The sequence below is a fragment of the Winogradskyella sediminis genome, from assembly GCF_003387355.1.
GTDB lineage: Bacteria > Bacteroidota > Bacteroidia > Flavobacteriales > Flavobacteriaceae > Winogradskyella > Winogradskyella sediminis.
Genome location: NZ_QUNH01000005.1, coordinates 31,960 through 51,618 on the forward strand (window position 1 = coordinate 31,960; position 19,659 = coordinate 51,618).

Here is a 19,659-nt window from a genome sequence, read left to right on the forward strand (position 1 = left end):
AGTAAATGTTTATACTTTTTTAAGCATTATTCTCCTTTTTAATTAAATTTAAAGCAGAACCTTCATTATACCATTTTATTTGTGCGTCGTTATAACTATGATTAAGAGCGATAACATCTTTACTTCCATCAGCATGAACAACTTCTACGTGTAGCTGCTTATCGGGAGCAAACTCATTCAAGTCAGTAAAGTTGAAAGTGTCATCTTCTTGTATTAAGTCGTAATCGGCTTCATTAGCAAAAGTTAAACCTAACATACCTTGTTTCTTAAGGTTTGTTTCATGAATACGTGCAAAAGATTTAACTATCACTGCAGCCACACCTAGATGTCTTGGTTGCATAGCTGCGTGTTCTCTAGAAGACCCTTCACCATAATTATGATCACCAACTACAATAGATTTAATGCCAGCTTTTTTATATGCCCTTGCTGTATCTGGAACACCACCATACTCTCCAGTTAACTGATTTTTTACAAAATTCGTTTTCTTACCAAAAGCATTCACAGCACCAATTAAAGTATTATTTGAAATATTATCTAAATGACCTCTAAACCTTAACCATGGTCCAGCCATAGATATATGGTCTGTAGTACATTTTCCAAAAGCTTTAATTAATAATTTCGCTCCTGTGATAGAATCTCCTAATGGTATAAATGGTTCTAATAATTCTATACGTTCTGATGTAGGACTTACTTTTACTTCCACTCCACTTCCATCAGCAAGAGGTGCTAAGTATCCATTTTCCTTTACTTCAAAACCTTTAGGAGGTAATTCCCATCCTGTTGGTTCATCGAACATCACTTCTTCCCCATTTTCATTAATAAGTTTATCGGTCATAGGATTAAAGTCTAAACGACCTGCAACCGCAATAGCTGCCGTTAATTCTGGAGATGCTACAAACGCATGTGTATTTGGATTTCCATCTGCGCGTTTAGCGAAGTTTCTGTTAAACGAATGTACAATGCTGTTTTTAGGAGCATTCTTAGGGTCTTTGTACCTTGCCCATTGTCCAATACATGGCCCACAAGCGTTGGTAAAAATTTTAGCATCTAGTTTCTCAAAAATCCCCAGGATACCGTCGCGTTCTGCCGTGTAACGTACTTGTTCTGAGCCAGGGTTAATTCCTAAATCCGCTTTTATTTTCAAACCTTTATCTAGGGCCTGTTGAGCAATGGATGATGCCCTCGATAAATCTTCATAAGATGAATTAGTACACGACCCAATTAAACCCCATTCTACTTGCAGTGGCCATTCGTTAGCTGTTGCTTTTTCAGTCATAGAACTTCCAACTTCTGTAGATAAATCTGGCGTAAACGGTCCATTTAATAATGGTCCTAATTCAGAAAGGTTAATTTCTATCACTTGATCAAAATACTGTTCTGGATTTGCATAAACATCTTCATCAGCGGTTAAATATGGTCTAATCGCGTTTGCTGCATCTGCAACATCTGCTCTATCTGTTGCTCTTAAATAGCGTTCCATGGAATCATCGTATCCAAATGTTGATGTCGTAGCTCCTATCTCTGCACCCATATTACAAATGGTACCCTTACCTGTACATGACATAGAGGTCGCTCCAGGACCAAAATATTCTACAATAGCACCTGTACCACCTTTTACGGTAAGAATCTCTGCTACTTTTAAGATAACATCTTTAGGTGCTGTCCAACCAGACAAAGTACCTGTTAATTTAACTCCGATTAATTTTGGGAATTTAAGCTCCCAAGCCATACCTGCCATAACATCAACAGCATCAGCTCCTCCAACTCCAATGGCCACCATACCTAGTCCACCTGCATTAACAGTGTGAGAATCTGTACCAATCATCATTCCACCAGGAAAAGCGTAATTTTCGAGTACAACTTGATGAATAATTCCTGCACCTGGTTTCCAGAAGCCTATCCCATATTTATTAGAAACTGACTCTAAGAAATTAAACACTTCACTACTCGTTTCGTTGGCATGTTTTAAATCTGTACTTGCACCATCTTTAGCTTGAATTAAGTGATCACAATGTACCGTAGTAGGCACAGCTACTTTTGGCTTACCTGCTTGCATAAATTGCAAAAGCGCCATTTGAGCCGTTGCATCCTGACAAGCAACCCGGTCTGGAGCAAAATCTACATAATCCTTTCCTCTAGTAAAAGCCTTATTTGGTTCTCCATCCCAAAGATGAGCGTATAATATTTTTTCAGAAAGTGTTAACGGCTTACCCACTATTTTCCTCGCTGCATCAACGCGCTCAGTCATTTTAGAGTAAACGTCCTTAATCATATCAATATCAAATGCCATAGTCTTTAATTTTTTATAAATTTAATTCCACTAATATACAAAATGCAAAAGGACTTTAAAAAGGTCTCTTATATATAAATATTGATAGTGATATAAGTTTTCTCTATGCTTCTATTTCTCTGAAATAAAAAAGCCCGAATCTGAGATTCGAGCTTTTAGTTATAAAGTCTTAATTAATTATCTAACTAATTGTTTTGTTGAAGGTTTAAACTTTGTCAACACAATACCATCTACAGCAGCTTCATATTCTGCTAAGGTTGGTGTTCTACCTAAAATTGTAGATAATACCACTACAGGTGTTGATGATAATAGAGACTCACCTTTTTTATCACCAGCATCTTTAACGACTCTTCCTTGGAATAATCGTGTTGAGGTTGCCATAACAGTATCACCAGGCTCCGCTTTTTCTTGGTTACCCATACAAAGGTTACAGCCAGGACGTTCTAAATACAGCATGTTTTCATATTTAGTACGTGCTAAACCTTTTGGTGCACTATCATCAAATTCAAACCCAGAATATTTTTGTAATACTTCCCAGTCTCCTTCTTCTTTTAGTTCATCGACAATGTTATATGTTGGTGGAGCCACAACTAAAGGAGCTTTAAATTCTACTTTTCCTTCTTGTGCTTCAATATTTTTTAGCATCTGTGCTAATATTTTCATATCTCCTTTATGAACCATACATGAACCCACAAAACCTAAATCGACTTGTTTAGTTCCTCCATAATAAGATAGAGGTCTAATATTATCGTGCGTATAACGTTTAGATACATCTTCGTTGTTCACATCTGGATCTGCAATCATTGGTTCGGCTATCTCATCTAAATCGATAACAACTTCCGCATGATATTTAGCATTAGCATCAGGTCTTAAAGAAGGTTTTATACCTGTCTTTAACTCTGTTATTCTAGTTTCTGCTTTTTCTACAAGACCTTTAAGAACTTGTTTTTCATTATCCATACCTTTATCAATCATGATTTGGATACGACCTTTTGCAATCTCCAGAGATTCAATCAAAGTTTCATCTTCTGAAATACAGATAGATGCCTTTGCTTTCATTTCGGCGGTCCAGTCTGTAAATGTAAAGGCTTCATCTGCAGTTAATGTTCCGATGTGTACTTCAATCACACGACCTTGGAAAACATTTTCACCGCCAAATTGCTTTAACATTTGTTGTTGTGTTGCATGTACGACATCACGGAAATCCATATAAGATTTCATGTTACCCTTAAAGGTTACTTTAACAGACTCAGGAATTGGCATAGACGCTTCACCTGTAGCTAAAGCTAGTGCAACAGTACCAGAATCAGCTCCAAAGGCTACACCTTTGGACATACGTGTATGTGAATCTCCTCCAATAATGATGTCCCAATCACCAACTGTAATATCGTTTAATACTTTATGAATAACGTCTGTCATTGGAAAGTACTTTCCTTTTGGATCACGACCTGTAATTAACCCGAAGTCGTTCATAAAACGCATTAATCTTGGAATGTTAGCTTTAGATTTATCATCCCAAACCGATGCTGTATGACAACCCGATTGGTACGCTCCATCTACTATAGGAGAAATTACCGTTGCAGCCATCATCTCTAATTCTTGAGATGTCATTAATCCGGTAGTATCCTGAGATCCAACGATGTTAACTTCTGCACGTACATAAGAACCTGCATGTAATGTAGCACCTGAAGTCCCTACGGCATTTTTATTAAATATTTTTTCTACTGCTGTTAGGCCCTGACCTTCAATAGACACTTCTTTAGAAGGTGCATAAACTTGAGGTACGTCAATACCTAATACGTTACAAGCAAATGTTTGTAATTTTTTACCAAAAACAACAGCATAAGATCCACCTGCTTTCATAAACTCCATTTTCTGTGGTGTAAATGCCGCAGAAACATCTTTAAGCTCTTGGTCTCCGTTGTATAATTTTTTCTCTTTTGTATTTATAGTTAATACCGTACCTGTAGCAACGGAGTATACTTCTTTTAAAATTGGCTCACCATCTTCATCAACAATAGTATTACCATTCTCATCCTTTTGTTGTACCCAGTTTTTAAGATCTAAACCAATACCTCCTGTAACTCCTACTGTAGTTAAGAAGATTGGTGCTATTCCATTTGTCCCAGCAATAACGGGAGCAATATTAATAAATGGAACGTATGGACTAGAAGGAATACCTGTCCATAAAGCGACATTATTTACACCAGACATTCTAGAAGATCCAACTCCCATAGTACCTTTTTCTGCAATTAGCATGACACGTTTATCTGGATGTGCTTCTTTTAATGCTAATAATTCCTTTTGCATTTCTTTATTATGCTCAAACATACACTGGCCATGTAACTCACGGTCTGACCTTGAGTGTGCATCACCACCTGGAGATAACAAATCGGTTGAGATATCGCCAACACCAGCGATATAAGTTACCACCTTAATTTCTTCTTCAATCTCTGGTAACTTAGTAAAAAATTCTGCTTGAGCATAGCTCTCAATTAAATCTTTAGCTATTGGATTACCTTCATTATAAGCCGCTTCAATACGCGATGTGTCCGCTTCGTATAAAAACACCTGAGTTTTTAAAACTTCGGCTGCTTGCTTTGCAATATCTATATCGTCACCCAACGCCAGGTCTAATAGGACTTTTACAGAAGGTCCACCTTTCATGTGTGATAATTGTTCAAAAGCAAACGCTGGGGAAATTTCTTCTACAATAGCCTCACCTAAGATAATCTCTTTTAAAAACTGAGCCTTAACACCAGCTGCACTCGTTGTTCCTGGTAAAACATTATAGATAAAAAAGTTAAGAGAATCTTCTCTATACTCATTGTCTACATCTTTAATCTGCTCAATTATTTTACTTAATAATTCAGCACCATCAATAGGTTGCGGATGAAGTCCTTGTGTTTTTCGTTCTTCTATCTGCTTTAGGTAATCTTGATAAATACTCATGGAAGGATTGTTTAGTTCTATTTTTTTAATCTAAGGGATATAAAAAAATTACAGTCTTATTTTTTTTTGTTTAAAAGTTTTGCAAATTAATATAAAGATTTAAAAATACACTATACTAAAACATTATTATCATACTATTTTAGTATAGCGATATAAAATTTTGATATGCCTATTAAATTCCTAGAAGAATTGACCATATAGTTGACTATTTGTATAGTATACATACAGCATAACAACCATTATTTTATAGCATCAATGCTACTTCTATAATCGGTTTGAAAAAAAAATATGTAGAAAGATGAAGTTAGAAGAGTTAAAATAAACTTTGAATAATATTCTCATCACTAACTCCTTCGGCTTCGGCTTTGTAGTTTTTAATAATACGATGTCTTAAAATACCTGTTGCTACAGCCTGTACATCTTCTATATCTGGCGAGAATTTACCATGAGTTGCCGCATGGGTTTTAGCCGCTAATATTAAATTTTGAGAGGCTCGTGGTCCTGCTCCCCAATCTACAAACTCTTTAACGATTTCTGCTGCAGAATTTTCTTTGGGTCTAGTTTTAGAAACCATCGATACCGCGTATTCTATAACATTATCTGCTACAGGCATACGACGAATCACATTTTGGAAATCAATTATTTCTTGAGCAGAAAATAAAGCATTAACCGTCATTTTAACATCTGTAGTAGTGGCTTTTACCACATCTACTTCTTCTTGAAACGATGGATATTTTAAATTAATAGCAAACATAAAGCGATCTAACTGCGCTTCTGGTAAAGGATATGTTCCTTCTTGCTCTATAGGGTTTTGAGTCGCCAATACAAAATAAGGTAAATCTAATTTATATTGATGTCCCGCTACAGTTACCGAACGTTCTTGCATTGCCTCTAATAAAGCAGCCTGTGTTTTAGGAGGTGTTCTGTTAATCTCATCAGCCAATATAATATTGGAGAAAATTGGCCCTTTTATAAATTTGAACTGTCTGTTTTCGTCTAATATTTCGCTTCCTAAAATATCACTTGGCATTAAATCTGGTGTAAACTGAATACGTTTAAAATTGAGACCTAATGCTTGTGCAATGGTATTTACCATTAAGGTTTTTGCCAATCCTGGAACTCCGATTAATAAAGAATGACCACCAGAAAAAATAGAAATTAATATTTGGTCTACAACATCATCTTGACCGATGATAACTTTGGCAACTTCTTGTTTTAGTGCAGCATATTTTTTTACAAAATTTTCAATTATTGCAACATCAGACATATTCAATTATTTTTTTAACCAGTTACTTTTAAAATCACAGTCTTTATACACACCATTGACTTTTACATAAGTTTCTGCAATGGTTTCTTTCTGCCATTTTGCAATCGCATCGACTTGCTTATCTTGTAAGGCTAATTCTTTAATTTTTAAATAATCTTTTGCGAAGTCAGCTTCATGATCGTCAATACGATCTGTAACAGTTAAAATTTTAAATTTAATTCTATTTACACGGTCTTCATCTTGAATAACTTCACTAATCTCTCCGTCTTTTAAATCTTGAATTTGTGCATACAATTCTGGTTCCATACGTGTTAATTCAAAATTAAAATCTTGAGTTACTGGATTGGTCATTTGCCCTCCTTCGTATTTAGTTTCTTTTTCGTCACTAAATTCTCTTGCCGCTTCAGCAAAGGTTAATGTACCGTCTACAATTTTAGCTCTCACTTTATCAATTTCATCTTTTGCCTCTTGAATTGCTTCTTGAGTCAATTCTGGTCGGATTAAAATATGTCTAACGTCGTATTCCTGACCTCTAATTTTTTCTAATAAAATGATATGATATCCAAAATCTGTTTCAAATGGCTCAGAAATTTCACCTTCTTGTAATGAGAACGCAACATCTCTAAACTCTTTTACCATTCTAGGTTGATTTCGGTTTAAAGTATACTTCCCTCCTGTTGATTTTGAAGCAGAATCTTCAGTATAAAACAATACTTTAGTGGTAAAGCTAGATCCGTTTTCTTCCACATCTTTTTTGAAACCTTTTAATTTATCAATAACGGCTTGTTTAGATTCTTCTGTTACTTCTGGAATAATAACGATTTGAGCCAATTTAAGTTCTGTTCCAAAAATTGGACGTTCGTCTACAGGAATATCGTTAAAAAACGTACGTACTTCTTCTGGTGTAACTTCAATATCACCAATAACTTTGGTACGCATTTCTTGAGCGAGATAACCATTTTTATTAATCTCATACATCTCATCTCTCAAAGCTTGTTCAGAATCCTTTTTATAGAAATCTAATAACCCTTGCATATCTCCTTTGGTCTGTGCTAAGATACCTTGTATTTGCTGCTCTGTACGCGACTTAATATATAGCTCGTTTACAACAATACTATCTTGTATGGCTTGATGTGCATACAATTTACTTTCTAACAGACTTCCAAAAAGTTCGCATCGTGTTACATCTTTTAAATCAGCACCTTGGGCTTTTAATTGCGCAATTTCTCTATCTAAATCAGATTCTAAAATGATAAAATCACCTACAACTGCAGCAACACCATCTGCTTTTATGCGTGTTTTATTAACTATAGTGTCCTTAGTTTGCTCAACTTCTACAACATCATCATTAATGATTTCTTGAGCATGACTAAAGTTGAAAGATATAAAACCAACCAGTAAGGCCGATTTAATTAAAAATTTGAAATTTATTCTGTTTAATAGCATCGTTTGTAATATCATTTTCGAGTTGCTTAATGAGCTCTAATTTTCTCTTGTTTATAACAATTTTCTTAATTGACGAACTTACATAATCCAAAGGTGCATAGTCGTTTTGAAGTCGTACGTCATTTACTAGCATCAAATATAGGTTTAATGAATCTTTGAGTTGTAAGAAATTAGTTTTTTTTAACAGTTCATTTTTATTGCTGTTATTGATAATTGGAATTTTTTCGGCCACACGACTTAATTTTAACCAAATGGAATCGTTTAAAGAGTACGACCTAAACTGTACCGAAATAGAATCTAAATACATTTTGTCTTTAGTTTCGAAACGTTTAAATCGTTTTTTAATTGTATCTAAGTTAACTGGATTTAATGGTAAACTGACATACCTAAACTGAATTAAATCGTCGTTAAGTTTAAAAGACTCTTTATTATTATCGTAAAATAATTGTAATGTCTCGCGTTGCACTGTAGAATCAATATTCTTTTTCACCAAACCTTCTAAATACGCTTTGGTGTACAAATCATTTTTATATTGTTCTACTAATTTAGAAAACTCATTTTGCTTGTCTTCAGAAAGATTCACTAATGCTCCATCCATTAACAGTAGGCGTCTTGCCCAACGATTAATATAGGCATTAACCATTAATGTACTATCTTGTTGCGATGTCCCTTCTGGAACCACATCCTTAATATCATTCATATAGAGGTAACTTTCGTTAACTCTAGCCACAGGGTTATCATCATTAGCCTTTTTAAAGTAGTCACAGCTACTAAAAAGGAGACAAACACTGCATATGTATAAGAACTGTTTCAAAAAAAATGGGAAATTAGTTTTCTACTTTATTTTTTATATCTGTTAAAGTGTCTTGATTGACTTCAACATTAAAGCGATCGTAGAGGCTGTTAATCCAATTGGTTTCAATTTCCGCTTGGTAATCATTGATGACACTTCCCCTTGCTTCTTCCAAAGTTTTTTGTCCGGCTGGTAAAACTTCAATCACATTGATAACATGGTAAGCTTCATTATGCTTGTAAATTTCTGATATACCTTTTTTAGCTTCGAAATTTGAAGGCATAATTGAATTATCTGCAGCGTACGTTCCTTTTGTAAAGATAACGTTTTGCTTTTCCTTAGTATTTAGCGCACTTTCAATGTCTGCTTCAGAAGCTCCTTTTTTCATCATTTTAAGAATCTTCTTCATCTTAGATTTACTAGCAGACGTTGCCATAACGACACCCACACGGTCATTCCATTGATAATTAGATTTGTTTTTAGCGTAGAACTCTTCAATACCTATAGAATCTTTAGAAGCCTTATTCCATACTTCTTTTTCCATTAAATCAAATAATAATAAACCGTCTCTATATTCTTTTAAGATGTTGGCATATTCCGGATTTTCAACTTCTAAATTATCCTCTCTATACTTTAAAATTGATTTTTCGAAGAAGCTTTCAAACTCGTTATCAATTACGGTTTCGAAAGGCACATTTTTCCCAGTATAAATACGCTGAACATTTTTTAAATGTTTTCCAAAATCGTTAAAAGTGAAAATGGTTTTATTTATTGAAAATAAGGTTTCGGTTCCTTTGAAATCCGCAGGTACCTCCCAAGTACGATTATAAAAATCTGTAGTCAGTAAACCTGTAAAATAGGGTTTAGCTTCAGCATTATAATCTATTTCGTAACGATTTTTAAGTTTCTCAACTAAAGATTTCTGAATTAATTTAGATCTTGAATCTCTTTTCACTTTGGCTTCTAAAGCCGATTTTACATTCTCTAAAGGTTCTATGGGTTGCCATTCAATTCGTTTTACAATATGCCAACCATAGGCTGATTTAAATGGCTTACTAATTTCTCCATCTTGACTTAAACCAAAAGCCACATCCTCAAACTCTGTAGAACTTAGTTGACCACTCTTAAATGGTGCAATCCTTCCTCCTTCTCTGGCTGAACTTTTATCTTCTGAAAACTGTTTTGCTAATGCGTCAAAACTTTCACCTTGTTTTAGTTTTTTGTAAATATCATTAATTCGATCTTCTGGATTTACAAGTGAATCTTTAGGATTTAAATTTACCATAATATGTGCTACAGTAACCGTCCCACGAGAAGGACGTCTGTCATTAACTTTTACTACATGGTAACCAAACTGCGTACGAAATGGCATTGAAATTTCTCCCTCTTTGGTATTATACGCGGCAGTTTCAAAATCGTACACCATTTTAAACGCTGAAAAATAACCTAAATCTTCAAGAAAGATAGTTTTACCGTTATGCATTTCAGCTTTTACCTTGTCGTAACCTTCTTCCAAAGCGCGTTTTCTTAACGCTAAAACTTCGTTATAAGCATTAATGGTATCTTTTGCTGAAGCATCTAAGCGCACTAAAATATGAGAAGCGTTAATATCTATATTACTGCGTTCATACGCTTCTTGTACTAACTCTTCTGTAACTTTATTTTCTGAAATATAATTGCTTATCAACTGCTTCTTGTATCTAGCAAATTCGCGCTGGTAGCTTTTGTCTTCATCCAACTTTAAGCGTTTAGCTTCTTTTAATTTGAGCTGGTATTCGGTAAATAGTTTTAAGTAGCCATTAACATCCTTTTGACTTTCATCTTGAACTAAATCTAAATTTTTATTATAGACTCTTAAAAATTCTGAAGCCATTATTGATTCTCCATCTACTTTGAGAAGCACGGCGTCATTATCTTGCGAAAAAGAAAAATTTAGTGCAAAAAACACTAAAAACAAACATTTCAAACTAAGTTTCATAATTTAATCGTGATTTGTATTGATATAAATAACGTACTTTTAAAACTCAGCAAAAGTAACATAAATAGCGTATTTAGCAAGCGGAATAAAAGGCATTATTTTAATAATCACTGCTAGTTACGTCGTAAAAATCACACCCGAATGATAAGTAGTTATAATTTACAATGATTTTAACAATTAAAATTAGCCTAACATCGATTAGATTTAAATATCGCTAAGGCATTTTATAATTTTATAAAAATTGTAAAGTGCATGAAATACACCAGCGAGATCCTTATTAATGAATCCATTTCGGAAGTAATTAAAAAATACAGTTCTGCAGCCAACTTAAAACACTGGCAAGCAGGTTTAGTTAGCACCGAACACATTTCTGGAAATCCGAGTGAAATTGGTGCTACGATGCGTTTAATCTTTAACTTTGGCAAACGCAAAATGGAAATTATTGAAACGGTAACCAAACAAGATTTTCCTAATGAATTACATCTTACTTATACTACAAATGGTGTACGCAATATCCAAGAAAATTATTTTAAGGTTTTAGAAAACAATACTACAAAATGGATTTCTAAAACAGAATGCCAACCCACAAGTTTTAAAATGAGCGTCATGTTGTTTTTAATGCCTGGTTTATTTAAAAAACAGACAGAAACCTATATGAATAATTTTAAAAATTTTGTAGAACAAGGAACTTCTATTTGTTAGGCTTACTTTTACACCCATTCAACTTTACATAACAACAACATTAAAACAATGCGCAAATTAAAATTGATTTGGGATTTTAGAGGACCAGCAGGACAAAAAACCGCAGAACACCATCTTGTACATTTAAAAGAATACATAGAAATTAACCAACTAGACATTACGGTTACTGGTGTAGAAACTATTAACGATATGCATAGCTTAGCCTATTTAGTCGTTGATGAAGCCGAAATGAAACCAATTAGAGACCAATTAAAACCGCATAGAGGTCTGGTTTATTCTTAATTTTTACTTTCTGTTTTTAAAATAAGCGCTTTAAAAATGCCTGTATAAATCGTTTTGGTGGTACAGATAAAATAATTTTTAAATCTTCAATTAAAGTCGATTCTTCGTCTAAAAACCGAAAAATAGTGGTTACATCAGCCTTTTTAAACATAGATGAAAAAAGGGCTGCACCTTCATTGTTATGTTTAGCTAAAACATCTAAAAATATTAGATCATAGAACCTGTATTTAGTACGTTTATTAAATGTAGACAAATCCTGATTTTTCTTTAGAAACTCCACAACGTCTTTTGTTTTTTTTGAAGTACTTGTAAAGGTGTAGCCTGTACTTGCTTTTGTCCAACCTCCTGCTGTTCCAATATGCAGAATACGATTAGAATTTAAACGGTTAAACTTAAAAGAGGTCATGGGAATATTTCCCTTTTCCTTTTCAATTATAGTATAATCAACAATATTTTTACGGTCTAGGTAACGTTTTATAGCCTCTTCATAGACTCTATATTCTAACAATTCTTTAGAAAATAAAGTATACTCAAATAAGGCTGTTTTTTTGTCTATGGGCAAAACATACATAAAGCGCGTATTTCCGTTTTGAGGCACTGAAAAATCCATAAATGTCGCTTTAGAATCATCAAACGTATCTACTGGTGTTTTTATAAACCAACCTACAAAATGCTGATGAATTAAAGGATACTTATCTTGCGATTTATATATATCAGAATTAGGTAAGCTATTAAAAATATTAGTGCCTTTATATTTTCCATTTGTAGTCTCAATTATAACACTATGGACTTGTTCGGAGACATTGTTAACCTTACCTTCAACAAAACTAATATTTGATTTAGTGTTTATTTCTTTCCATAATGTATCATAAAAGTTGCCACTCCTTATCATTTTATACTGAAACGGCATTATAGCAATGTTTTTAGAAAACCATGCACTACCAAAATAAATCTTAGACCATTGTTTACAAACAAGTGCATCCCATTCTCCTACTCCGTTTTCCCAATAACACCAAGTTCTGTCGTTGCCCTTATTTTTTACTTGGTCTATGATTAAAATAGATTTATCATCAAAAAAAGCATCTTGAGACATTCGGTATGCTAAAAGCAACCCAGACGCACCTGCACCTAAAATAATATAATCGTATGTAATCAACGTGGTATTTAATTTTAACAGCAAAAGTAAACCATTTTGTTTGGTTTAAGAGGTCGCTAGTTGTGGTTGATGGTAAAATACAACATCTTAATTTGAAGGGTCATTCCATTTGTTTCAGATATAAAACATTAATATACTGCATAAAAAAATTATATTTACATTAGTGCATTAGCCAAAAACACGACTTATCCAGAAAGTTTTATGGGATATAAACTATTAGGGTTAATATATAACGAGTTGTACAACATTTGATAAATACGAAATTCATATCATTTTTAGTTCTGATTTTAATAATCGGATGCAAAGCAAAAAGCGGAATAGAATATTCTACTCAAAATAAATTTGAATTTGAATATTTCAATACCGACAAAAGTTTTGAATTGGAATTAGTTGAATTTTATCGGAATTCAGCAAGTTGCGGAACTGAAGGATTGCCATATGCACTTTTGATTGGAAAAACAAAAACGGAATCTTTACCTGAAAAAATTTCTGTTCTTTCATATTGCGATGATAGAATATTTGAAATAGGAGACAAATTAAAAATAGAACCAACAGAAAATCCAACAAAAAAAACAACAATGAATCCGATATATTTTGTGAAAGACACGATAATAAACGGAAACAAAAATCGGTGGATAATTGGCTCGGAATACAAAGCGATTTGGGGAAGACCAATTAAACGAAATAAATAAAAACGTTGTACAACACCGTGTATAATTCATTGCTAGTTCTAGCCTGCTTGGAAATTCCTTCGGAATTTCCTCTGGTTCGTTTTAGTTTACTAATTTAGTTGCTCAAACACGCAACGAAATCATACACAAAACCGTTGTAACACATTTAACCAAAAAACTAAAAATGAATGAAATAAGAATAACTTTGAGCAAAACAAAATTAGTGCTTATGCTAATTGGCTGTATTGCCTTTATTTTTGGTGGAGTTTATATGATTATAGAACCTTATAAACCTGACAATAATCGGTATTCCGAGGATTTTCTTTTATTTATTGGACTAGCTAGTGTTATATTCTTCGGTTTAGGTCTCTTTTTTATCTTAAAAAAAATTTTTAGCACAAAAATTGGATTGATTATTAATGAACTAGGAATTATTGATAACTCAAATGCAATTAGTCTTGGTCTAATTGAATGGAACGATATATCTGGAATTTCTATAATTCAACCTCAAGTTCCAGTTTTTAATTTAGGGACAACTGTCTCTACTAAAAAAATGATAATCCTGAAAACTGACAATCCGGAAAAATTTATTGAACGATTAAGAAATCCGATTTTAAAAGAAACTTTGATATACAATAATAAAATTTATGGTTCCTCTTTAACTATTATAAGTTCAGGTCTGAATATAAAATTTTCGGAATTAGAAAATACAGTTAAAGAACAGATGCCTAAATGGAAAAAATAAAAACGTGTTACAACAACATTTATAACTAATAGCTGTGTTGAGCCTACTTGCAGAAATTCCTTCAGGATTTAAACTGGTTTCTAAATATGTATTAACTTAATTGCTTAACCACAAAACATATTGAAACTCGCTAGGCCCTCAATTAAGAAAGCCAATAAAACAAACCAAGTATTAAGTATTCTCGATGCTTGGTTACTATAAACTTAAATTAACTATATGCTAACAGACATCAATCCAAAATTACCCATGCGTGATAAAAAAGTGACTCGAGAATTTTACTCAAACCAATTGGGTTTTAAGGAATTTGGTAGCACTGATTATGAAGGTTATTTAATGATGGAAAAAGATCGCGTTCAAATTCATTTCTTTGAATTTAAAGAAATTGACCCGAAAGAAAATTATGGACAAGTTTATATTAGAACGAACCATATTGACGCATTTTATAAATCATTATTGGAAAAACGGACAAAAATTCACCCTAATGGAACATTGGAAATTAAACCTTGGGGACAAAAAGAATTTTCTATTCTTGATCCCGACAGTAATTTATTGACATTTGGCCAAGCTATCTAAATTGAGTTCCTAATTAATAAAACCTGAATACAATGAAAACCATATCTAAAAGAAAATCAGCGCTACTATTGTCAACTGGTATGTTGCTAATAGCAATATCACTAACAAGCACTAAATATCTAGAAGTACCCGATTTTGCAAAAGGTACTTGTATAGGCATTGGAATTGGGTTGTTACTTATCTCACTCTTTTTTAGCAATTATAAAAATAATAAGTAGTAAACAGCACAACAAACATGGTGAAAACGATTGAAAAAACACCATAAAACTCTAAGAAGTTAAAATTAAGAAGCCAAACACAAACTTACATAACCAAGACTCTACATGTTACGTAAACTAATTTTATACTAGTAAACCGTTTCTAAGAGGTAATTATAGGGACAACAAGATGTTCTTGTATATGAAGTCTATAAGTTGAATGCTGTCTCAAAAAAAATTAAATAATCACAGTACTTCCTCCCTTATTTATCATGTCGTCTTTCTGCATAATCATAACCTTCTTGCCACCATTTTTCCATTAGGCGTTTGCTAAAAATTAAAGAATTTTCTGTGAGACTGGTTGGTGTGTAATACAAATTGAGCTTTACATTTTTATTGCGAGCTGCCAATTTTCCTATAATAATATCATTTCGCTCTACCTGATCTAACAAATGTCCGAACAAGCTAATCATTAACGAAAACGGATTCTTTCCCAGCACTTTTTGCTTGCCTAAGGTTTCCGCCTCTAAAACAATAGCATCTACTTCTGTGGCACCGCGTTGTATAGCTTCTCTAATAGGAATTACAGAACCTAAACCACCATCTGCATACTCATAACCATCGACTTTTGCTAAAGACATAAACGGAATGTAATTACACGAAATCCATATCCAGTTACAAAATTCCTCATAAGAACACTCTTGTATCGATTTATATTCCACACGATTCATAGACAAATTAGATACCGTAACTACCACGTCATGCTTTTCCTTTTTAATTTTTAAATACTCTTCATAAGTTACATTTTTCCGAATATGCTTGCGCAAGGCTTTACTTTCTCCAAAAGTGCGTTTACGTCTAATAAACTGCCATAAAGAATTTACAAAATCAATAGACACATACTCTCTATCTCCTTTTTTATGCTGCACGAATGGACTAATACTAAAAATATTATGCTGCTGAACATTGGTAAAAATGTCGTAAAGTTTACCAATTTCGTTAACGGCTAAATGCGGAATTAAGAGACTTCCGGTTGAAGTTCCTAAAAACATATCGTAATTATGTTTTTCGCGTTCTATTAAGTATTGCGCAACACCTCCTGCAAATGCTCCTTTACTTCCTCCTCCGGATATCACTAATGCTCGCATGTTATTATGGTTTATTTTATTTTATTCCTAATGGAATTCAGTTTTATTGTTTTCACTTCAAATAACAGCTTTATAATTCTATGCTATTATAATTCCTGTTAAGTTCTACTTTGAGATTTCATTACAATGTATAACGACTACTCTTTTTCTAATTTTTTAGAAAATTCCTTAGCAAATTTTACAAGTCTCCAATTGTGATGAGATTTCGCTATTTCAAGATTAGAAAGACACTTTTCGTTACAAGATTGTATTAAAGCCAGATAATTAAAAGCTTTTATTCTTACATCGGCATTATATTTTTGATCTGTATAACGTACAAGTTCATCAAATAGTTCTTGTTTATTATCCGCTTCGTAATACGGTGTGTTTAGATTTAATACAATCCAGAGCATACGTACATTTTTATCGCTAAACCCTTCAATATGTCTTGTTTTAGAAAGGTATTTAGAACGCTCTAGCGGAAAATTAACCCACAAATTATATAAAGCATTTTCTATAGTAACATACGACTTATCATTGAGTAACGACTCGTAATCGGTTTTTATCGCTTCTGGAATTTTGGTAACATATTCCGAAATAGTCTGTCGAACTTTTAAGCTATTCTTAAACACCTGTGAAGTAACCAATGAAGGCATTTGCGATATCACTTTAATCTTTGCTTCATCAGAAACATAATATTTAAGATATTCTGCACATTTAGATGTTTTAGCTTCGCAGTCAACCATAGCATATTCATTGATAAAACTCGATTGTTGTTTTAAAATTGCAAATGCTTCTTCGTAAGGAAAAGCTTTGTTTTTAATCCAAAAACTTACAAAGTAAGATAAGGATTGTCCGTATAAATTTTCAACTTCAGCAATAAAATTAGAAGTATCTACACTAGCGAATTGATATTTTTTTAGATAATTCTTCACGGCTTTTTTAAACACCTCATCACCAACAGCACTTCTTAACGCATGTAAAACCCACGCTCCACGTTGATAAAACGTTAAACTACTCGATTTAGGATCTAAAAGCGAGGTACCATTACCGGACAAATCTTGTCTGCTAAGTTCTATAATAGACTGCAACAGTTTAAAATTGAAATAGTCTTCACCAAACACTTCGCGCTCTGCTAATAGCGCATAATAGGTAGCAAAACCTTCTTGCAACCAATGGTGCTCTCCAGAACTTGCTGTTACCAAATCTCCAAACCATTGATGTGCTAATTCGTGCGCATTTACATTTACGTAATTTTTATCGTTAAAACCAATTGCATCAACCATAAAAGCATCTGAAAAAATAGTGACGCTCGTATTTTCCATACCTGCATATAGAAAATCGTGAACAGGAACTTGTTTATAGATTTGCCATGGATAAGCAAAACCTATTTCTTCTTCCAAAAAATCGAACATTTTTTTAGAATAACGATACGTGGGCTCCACTTTTAAAGAATCTTCTGGATAGAAGTAATACTCGAGAGAAACTCCGCTGTTTGAAGTTTCGGTCTTTTTATGATACCTCCCATATACAAAAGCTAATAAATAACTAGAAATTGGTTTTTGCATGGTATAAGACACTTTTTCTTGTCCGTTTGGCAAAAGAATGTCATCTGTTTTAATACCGTTTGCAATAAAATTATATTCGGAATCCTTAATTGCACTGAGATTAAATATCATTTTATCATTTACATCATCTAAACTAGGAAACCAATGACTTGTATATTTTCCTTGGCCTTGCGTCCAAACTTGTGGTTCGTTTTCACGTTGCAAAAAATACAAAGCTTGTTTAGGCTTTACAACATAGTCTAATGAAATAATATAGGATGAGTTTTTTTTAAACTGATAAGCAAAATAGATTTTTTGATTGTGATAAGTGTAGTTTAATTGTTTTGCTTCAGCATTAGTCTCACCTACTCTAATCTCTACATTATTAAAACTCATATTAACGGCATCAAGAAAAATAGAGTCTACAGATTTTAAAATATCGAGATGATAACTTACTTTCCCTTTAACTTTAGACGAATCTACCATAATATTAAGTAGAGCGTCCGCTCTTTTAAAATCAACATATTCAGTTTGTTGCGCATAAGACAAACTGACAATACAGAAACAAAACGCAATAAAAAATTTCTTCATAAAATTAAATGAGTCAAGAATAAGACCAAAATACACAATTCAACTCTTATATCACAAAAACTCAATTCTTAAAATAATATTACCGTCGATAGATCGCAATTCTATAACTATACCAAATTACACTTTCGGTTTAGTCTTACTAAAAAATTGTTCTCATATACAATAGCAGAAGTTTTACTATAAATTATGCACTAAATACAACCTTTTAATACAACTGACAATTATCATTTTCTAAACTAATTTTATATGTATATTTGCTGAAACGCGTTTTTAATCACCTACACACCAGCCCTTTTACTTAAACAAAATCTATGGATGCAAACCTATTTGAAATTGGATATTATGGTGACACCGAATTAAAGTCACTTGGATTTAAATCTTTGGGGACAAACGTAAAAATCGCTAAAAACTGTTTAATTGTAGGTATTCCTAATATTTCAATTGGAAGTAATGTTATTATTGACTCGTTTTGCTCCATTATTGTGCCCGGAGAAGGGTATTTAAATATTGGATCTTATACTCATATCGCATCTTATTGTCACCTATTGGCCTCTGATGGTATTGAGCTTCGGGATTATTGCGGATTATCTCAAGGTGTTAAAATATACAGTAAGACAGACGATTATTCCGGACACTCATTAACCAACCCAACAATTCCAAATGCCTTTAAAATCATGAAAAAAGGCCGTGTTGCGCTTGGAGAACACACTATTATTGGTGCAGGATGCGTAATACTTCCTAACGTTTCAATTGGAGAAGGCACATCGGTTGGTGCTCTTTCGTTGGTCAGCTCAAATTTAGATACCTGGACCATCTACTTTGGAAACCCATTAAAAAGACTTTCTAAACGTTCTAAAAAGCTCTTAGATAAAAAGCAAGAATTTCTGGAAGGATTAGAACACTACAAGACTTCAGATTTATAAACAACTTTTTAGCCCAAGCGTTAACTAACTTATGAACAATAATTTAGAATAACTTATCTCTAAACTTCTAAAACCATTTAAAGAAAAACAATAAGTTTACACTTCATAATTGATATTGACATAGTTCTAGAAAACAGATAACAACACTACTATAATGCATATAGATACGGAACGAAGAACCAAAGTAAGAAATTACATTATTGAATCTACTTTTGATGATGTAGAAAAAATAAAGGATGATACGCTTATATTTGAAGAAGGTATTCTCGACTCCATGGGCTTACTATTTTTAATTGAATTTTTACAAGAAGAGTTCAACTTAACAACTAATGATGAAGAGTTGGTTGTAGAAAATTTTCAGTCCATCAATAATATCCTAACATTTATAGAGAGTAAAACGCCTTAATTAACTTTTTTTC

Annotated in this window: 16 protein-coding genes; 7 read left to right on the forward strand and 9 right to left on the reverse strand. The window is 33.0% G+C overall.

Features of this window, described 5'->3' with window-relative positions:
- Nucleotides 1-19 precede the first annotated feature (19 nt).
- From C8N41_RS15700 to C8N41_RS15725, 6 genes are all read right to left on the reverse strand, one after another.
- Nucleotides 20-2,290, reverse strand: a complete 2,271-nt coding sequence (locus C8N41_RS15700) for an aconitate hydratase (protein ID WP_115839950.1) — start codon at nucleotides 2,288-2,290, stop codon at nucleotides 20-22.
- Nucleotides 2,291-2,467: 177 nt separating this feature from the next.
- Nucleotides 2,468-5,242 carry a bifunctional aconitate hydratase 2/2-methylisocitrate dehydratase gene (locus tag C8N41_RS15705; RefSeq protein ID WP_115839951.1) on the reverse strand — a complete coding sequence of 925 codons (2,775 nt, stop codon included), beginning with the start codon at nucleotides 5,240-5,242 and terminating at the stop codon, nucleotides 2,468-2,470.
- A gap of 313 nt (nucleotides 5,243-5,555) precedes the next feature.
- Entirely contained in the window at nucleotides 5,556-6,509 is a 954-nt protein-coding gene (locus tag C8N41_RS15710; protein ID WP_092443561.1) for an AAA family ATPase, read from the reverse strand.
- Nucleotides 6,510-6,515: 6 nt separating this feature from the next.
- The gene (locus tag C8N41_RS15715; RefSeq protein ID WP_092443563.1) at nucleotides 6,516-7,970 is read right to left on the reverse strand and encodes a peptidylprolyl isomerase; all 1,455 of its coding nucleotides are present in this window, start codon (nucleotides 7,968-7,970) and stop codon (nucleotides 6,516-6,518) included.
- Nucleotides 7,918-8,655 (reverse strand): peptidyl-prolyl cis-trans isomerase, encoded by a 738-nt coding sequence (locus C8N41_RS15720; RefSeq protein ID WP_244266697.1) that lies wholly within the window; start codon nucleotides 8,653-8,655, stop codon nucleotides 7,918-7,920. The genes C8N41_RS15715 and C8N41_RS15720 overlap by 53 nt, the downstream gene beginning before the upstream one ends.
- A 127-nt stretch (nucleotides 8,656-8,782) precedes the next feature.
- Entirely contained in the window at nucleotides 8,783-10,726 is a 1,944-nt protein-coding gene (locus C8N41_RS15725) for a peptidylprolyl isomerase (protein WP_115839952.1), read from the reverse strand.
- Between the two features lie 252 nt (nucleotides 10,727-10,978).
- Between C8N41_RS15725 and C8N41_RS15730 the strand changes: the two genes are divergently transcribed.
- Together C8N41_RS15730 and C8N41_RS15735 are read left to right on the forward strand one after the other, a co-directional pair.
- Complete coding sequence (locus C8N41_RS15730) at nucleotides 10,979-11,428, forward strand: SRPBCC family protein (protein ID WP_115839953.1); 450 nt, start codon at nucleotides 10,979-10,981, stop codon at nucleotides 11,426-11,428.
- 48 nt (nucleotides 11,429-11,476) lie between these two features.
- Nucleotides 11,477-11,710, forward strand: coding sequence for a hypothetical protein (locus C8N41_RS15735; RefSeq protein WP_115839954.1), 234 nt, complete (start codon nucleotides 11,477-11,479; stop codon nucleotides 11,708-11,710).
- 16 nt (nucleotides 11,711-11,726) lie between these two features.
- Here the strand turns inward: C8N41_RS15735 and C8N41_RS15740 are convergent, their stop codons facing one another.
- Nucleotides 11,727-12,890, reverse strand: a complete 1,164-nt coding sequence (locus C8N41_RS15740; RefSeq protein WP_249033291.1) for a lycopene cyclase family protein — start codon at nucleotides 12,888-12,890, stop codon at nucleotides 11,727-11,729.
- Between the two features lie 224 nt (nucleotides 12,891-13,114).
- On the opposite strand from C8N41_RS15740, the gene C8N41_RS15745 reads away from it, so the two are divergent.
- From C8N41_RS15745 to C8N41_RS15755, 3 genes are all read left to right on the forward strand, one after another.
- Entirely contained in the window at nucleotides 13,115-13,558 is a 444-nt protein-coding gene (locus C8N41_RS15745) for a hypothetical protein (RefSeq protein WP_115839956.1), read from the forward strand.
- Nucleotides 13,559-13,721: 163 nt separating this feature from the next.
- Nucleotides 13,722-14,282, forward strand: coding sequence for an STM3941 family protein (locus tag C8N41_RS15750; protein WP_115839957.1), 561 nt, complete (start codon nucleotides 13,722-13,724; stop codon nucleotides 14,280-14,282).
- 216 nt (nucleotides 14,283-14,498) lie between these two features.
- Nucleotides 14,499-14,855: a bleomycin resistance protein gene (locus C8N41_RS15755; RefSeq protein ID WP_092443585.1), complete on the forward strand. Its 357-nt coding sequence runs from the start codon at nucleotides 14,499-14,501 to the stop codon at nucleotides 14,853-14,855.
- A 460-nt stretch (nucleotides 14,856-15,315) separates the two neighbouring features.
- Here the strand turns inward: C8N41_RS15755 and C8N41_RS15760 are convergent, their stop codons facing one another.
- Both C8N41_RS15760 and C8N41_RS15765 read right to left on the reverse strand, forming a co-directional pair.
- Entirely contained in the window at nucleotides 15,316-16,200 is an 885-nt protein-coding gene (locus C8N41_RS15760) for a patatin-like phospholipase family protein (RefSeq protein WP_115839958.1), read from the reverse strand.
- 137 nt (nucleotides 16,201-16,337) lie between these two features.
- Nucleotides 16,338-18,317 carry a M1 family metallopeptidase gene (locus C8N41_RS15765; protein WP_115839959.1) on the reverse strand — a complete coding sequence of 660 codons (1,980 nt, stop codon included), beginning with the start codon at nucleotides 18,315-18,317 and terminating at the stop codon, nucleotides 16,338-16,340.
- Nucleotides 18,318-18,628: 311 nt separating this feature from the next.
- On the opposite strand from C8N41_RS15765, the gene C8N41_RS15770 reads away from it, so the two are divergent.
- Nucleotides 18,629-19,240 (forward strand): acyltransferase, encoded by a 612-nt coding sequence (locus tag C8N41_RS15770; protein WP_115839960.1) that lies wholly within the window; start codon nucleotides 18,629-18,631, stop codon nucleotides 19,238-19,240.
- 154 nt (nucleotides 19,241-19,394) lie between these two features.
- Complete coding sequence (locus C8N41_RS15775) at nucleotides 19,395-19,646, forward strand: acyl carrier protein (RefSeq protein ID WP_092443593.1); 252 nt, start codon at nucleotides 19,395-19,397, stop codon at nucleotides 19,644-19,646.
- The last annotated feature ends 13 nt before the right edge of the window (nucleotides 19,647-19,659 follow it).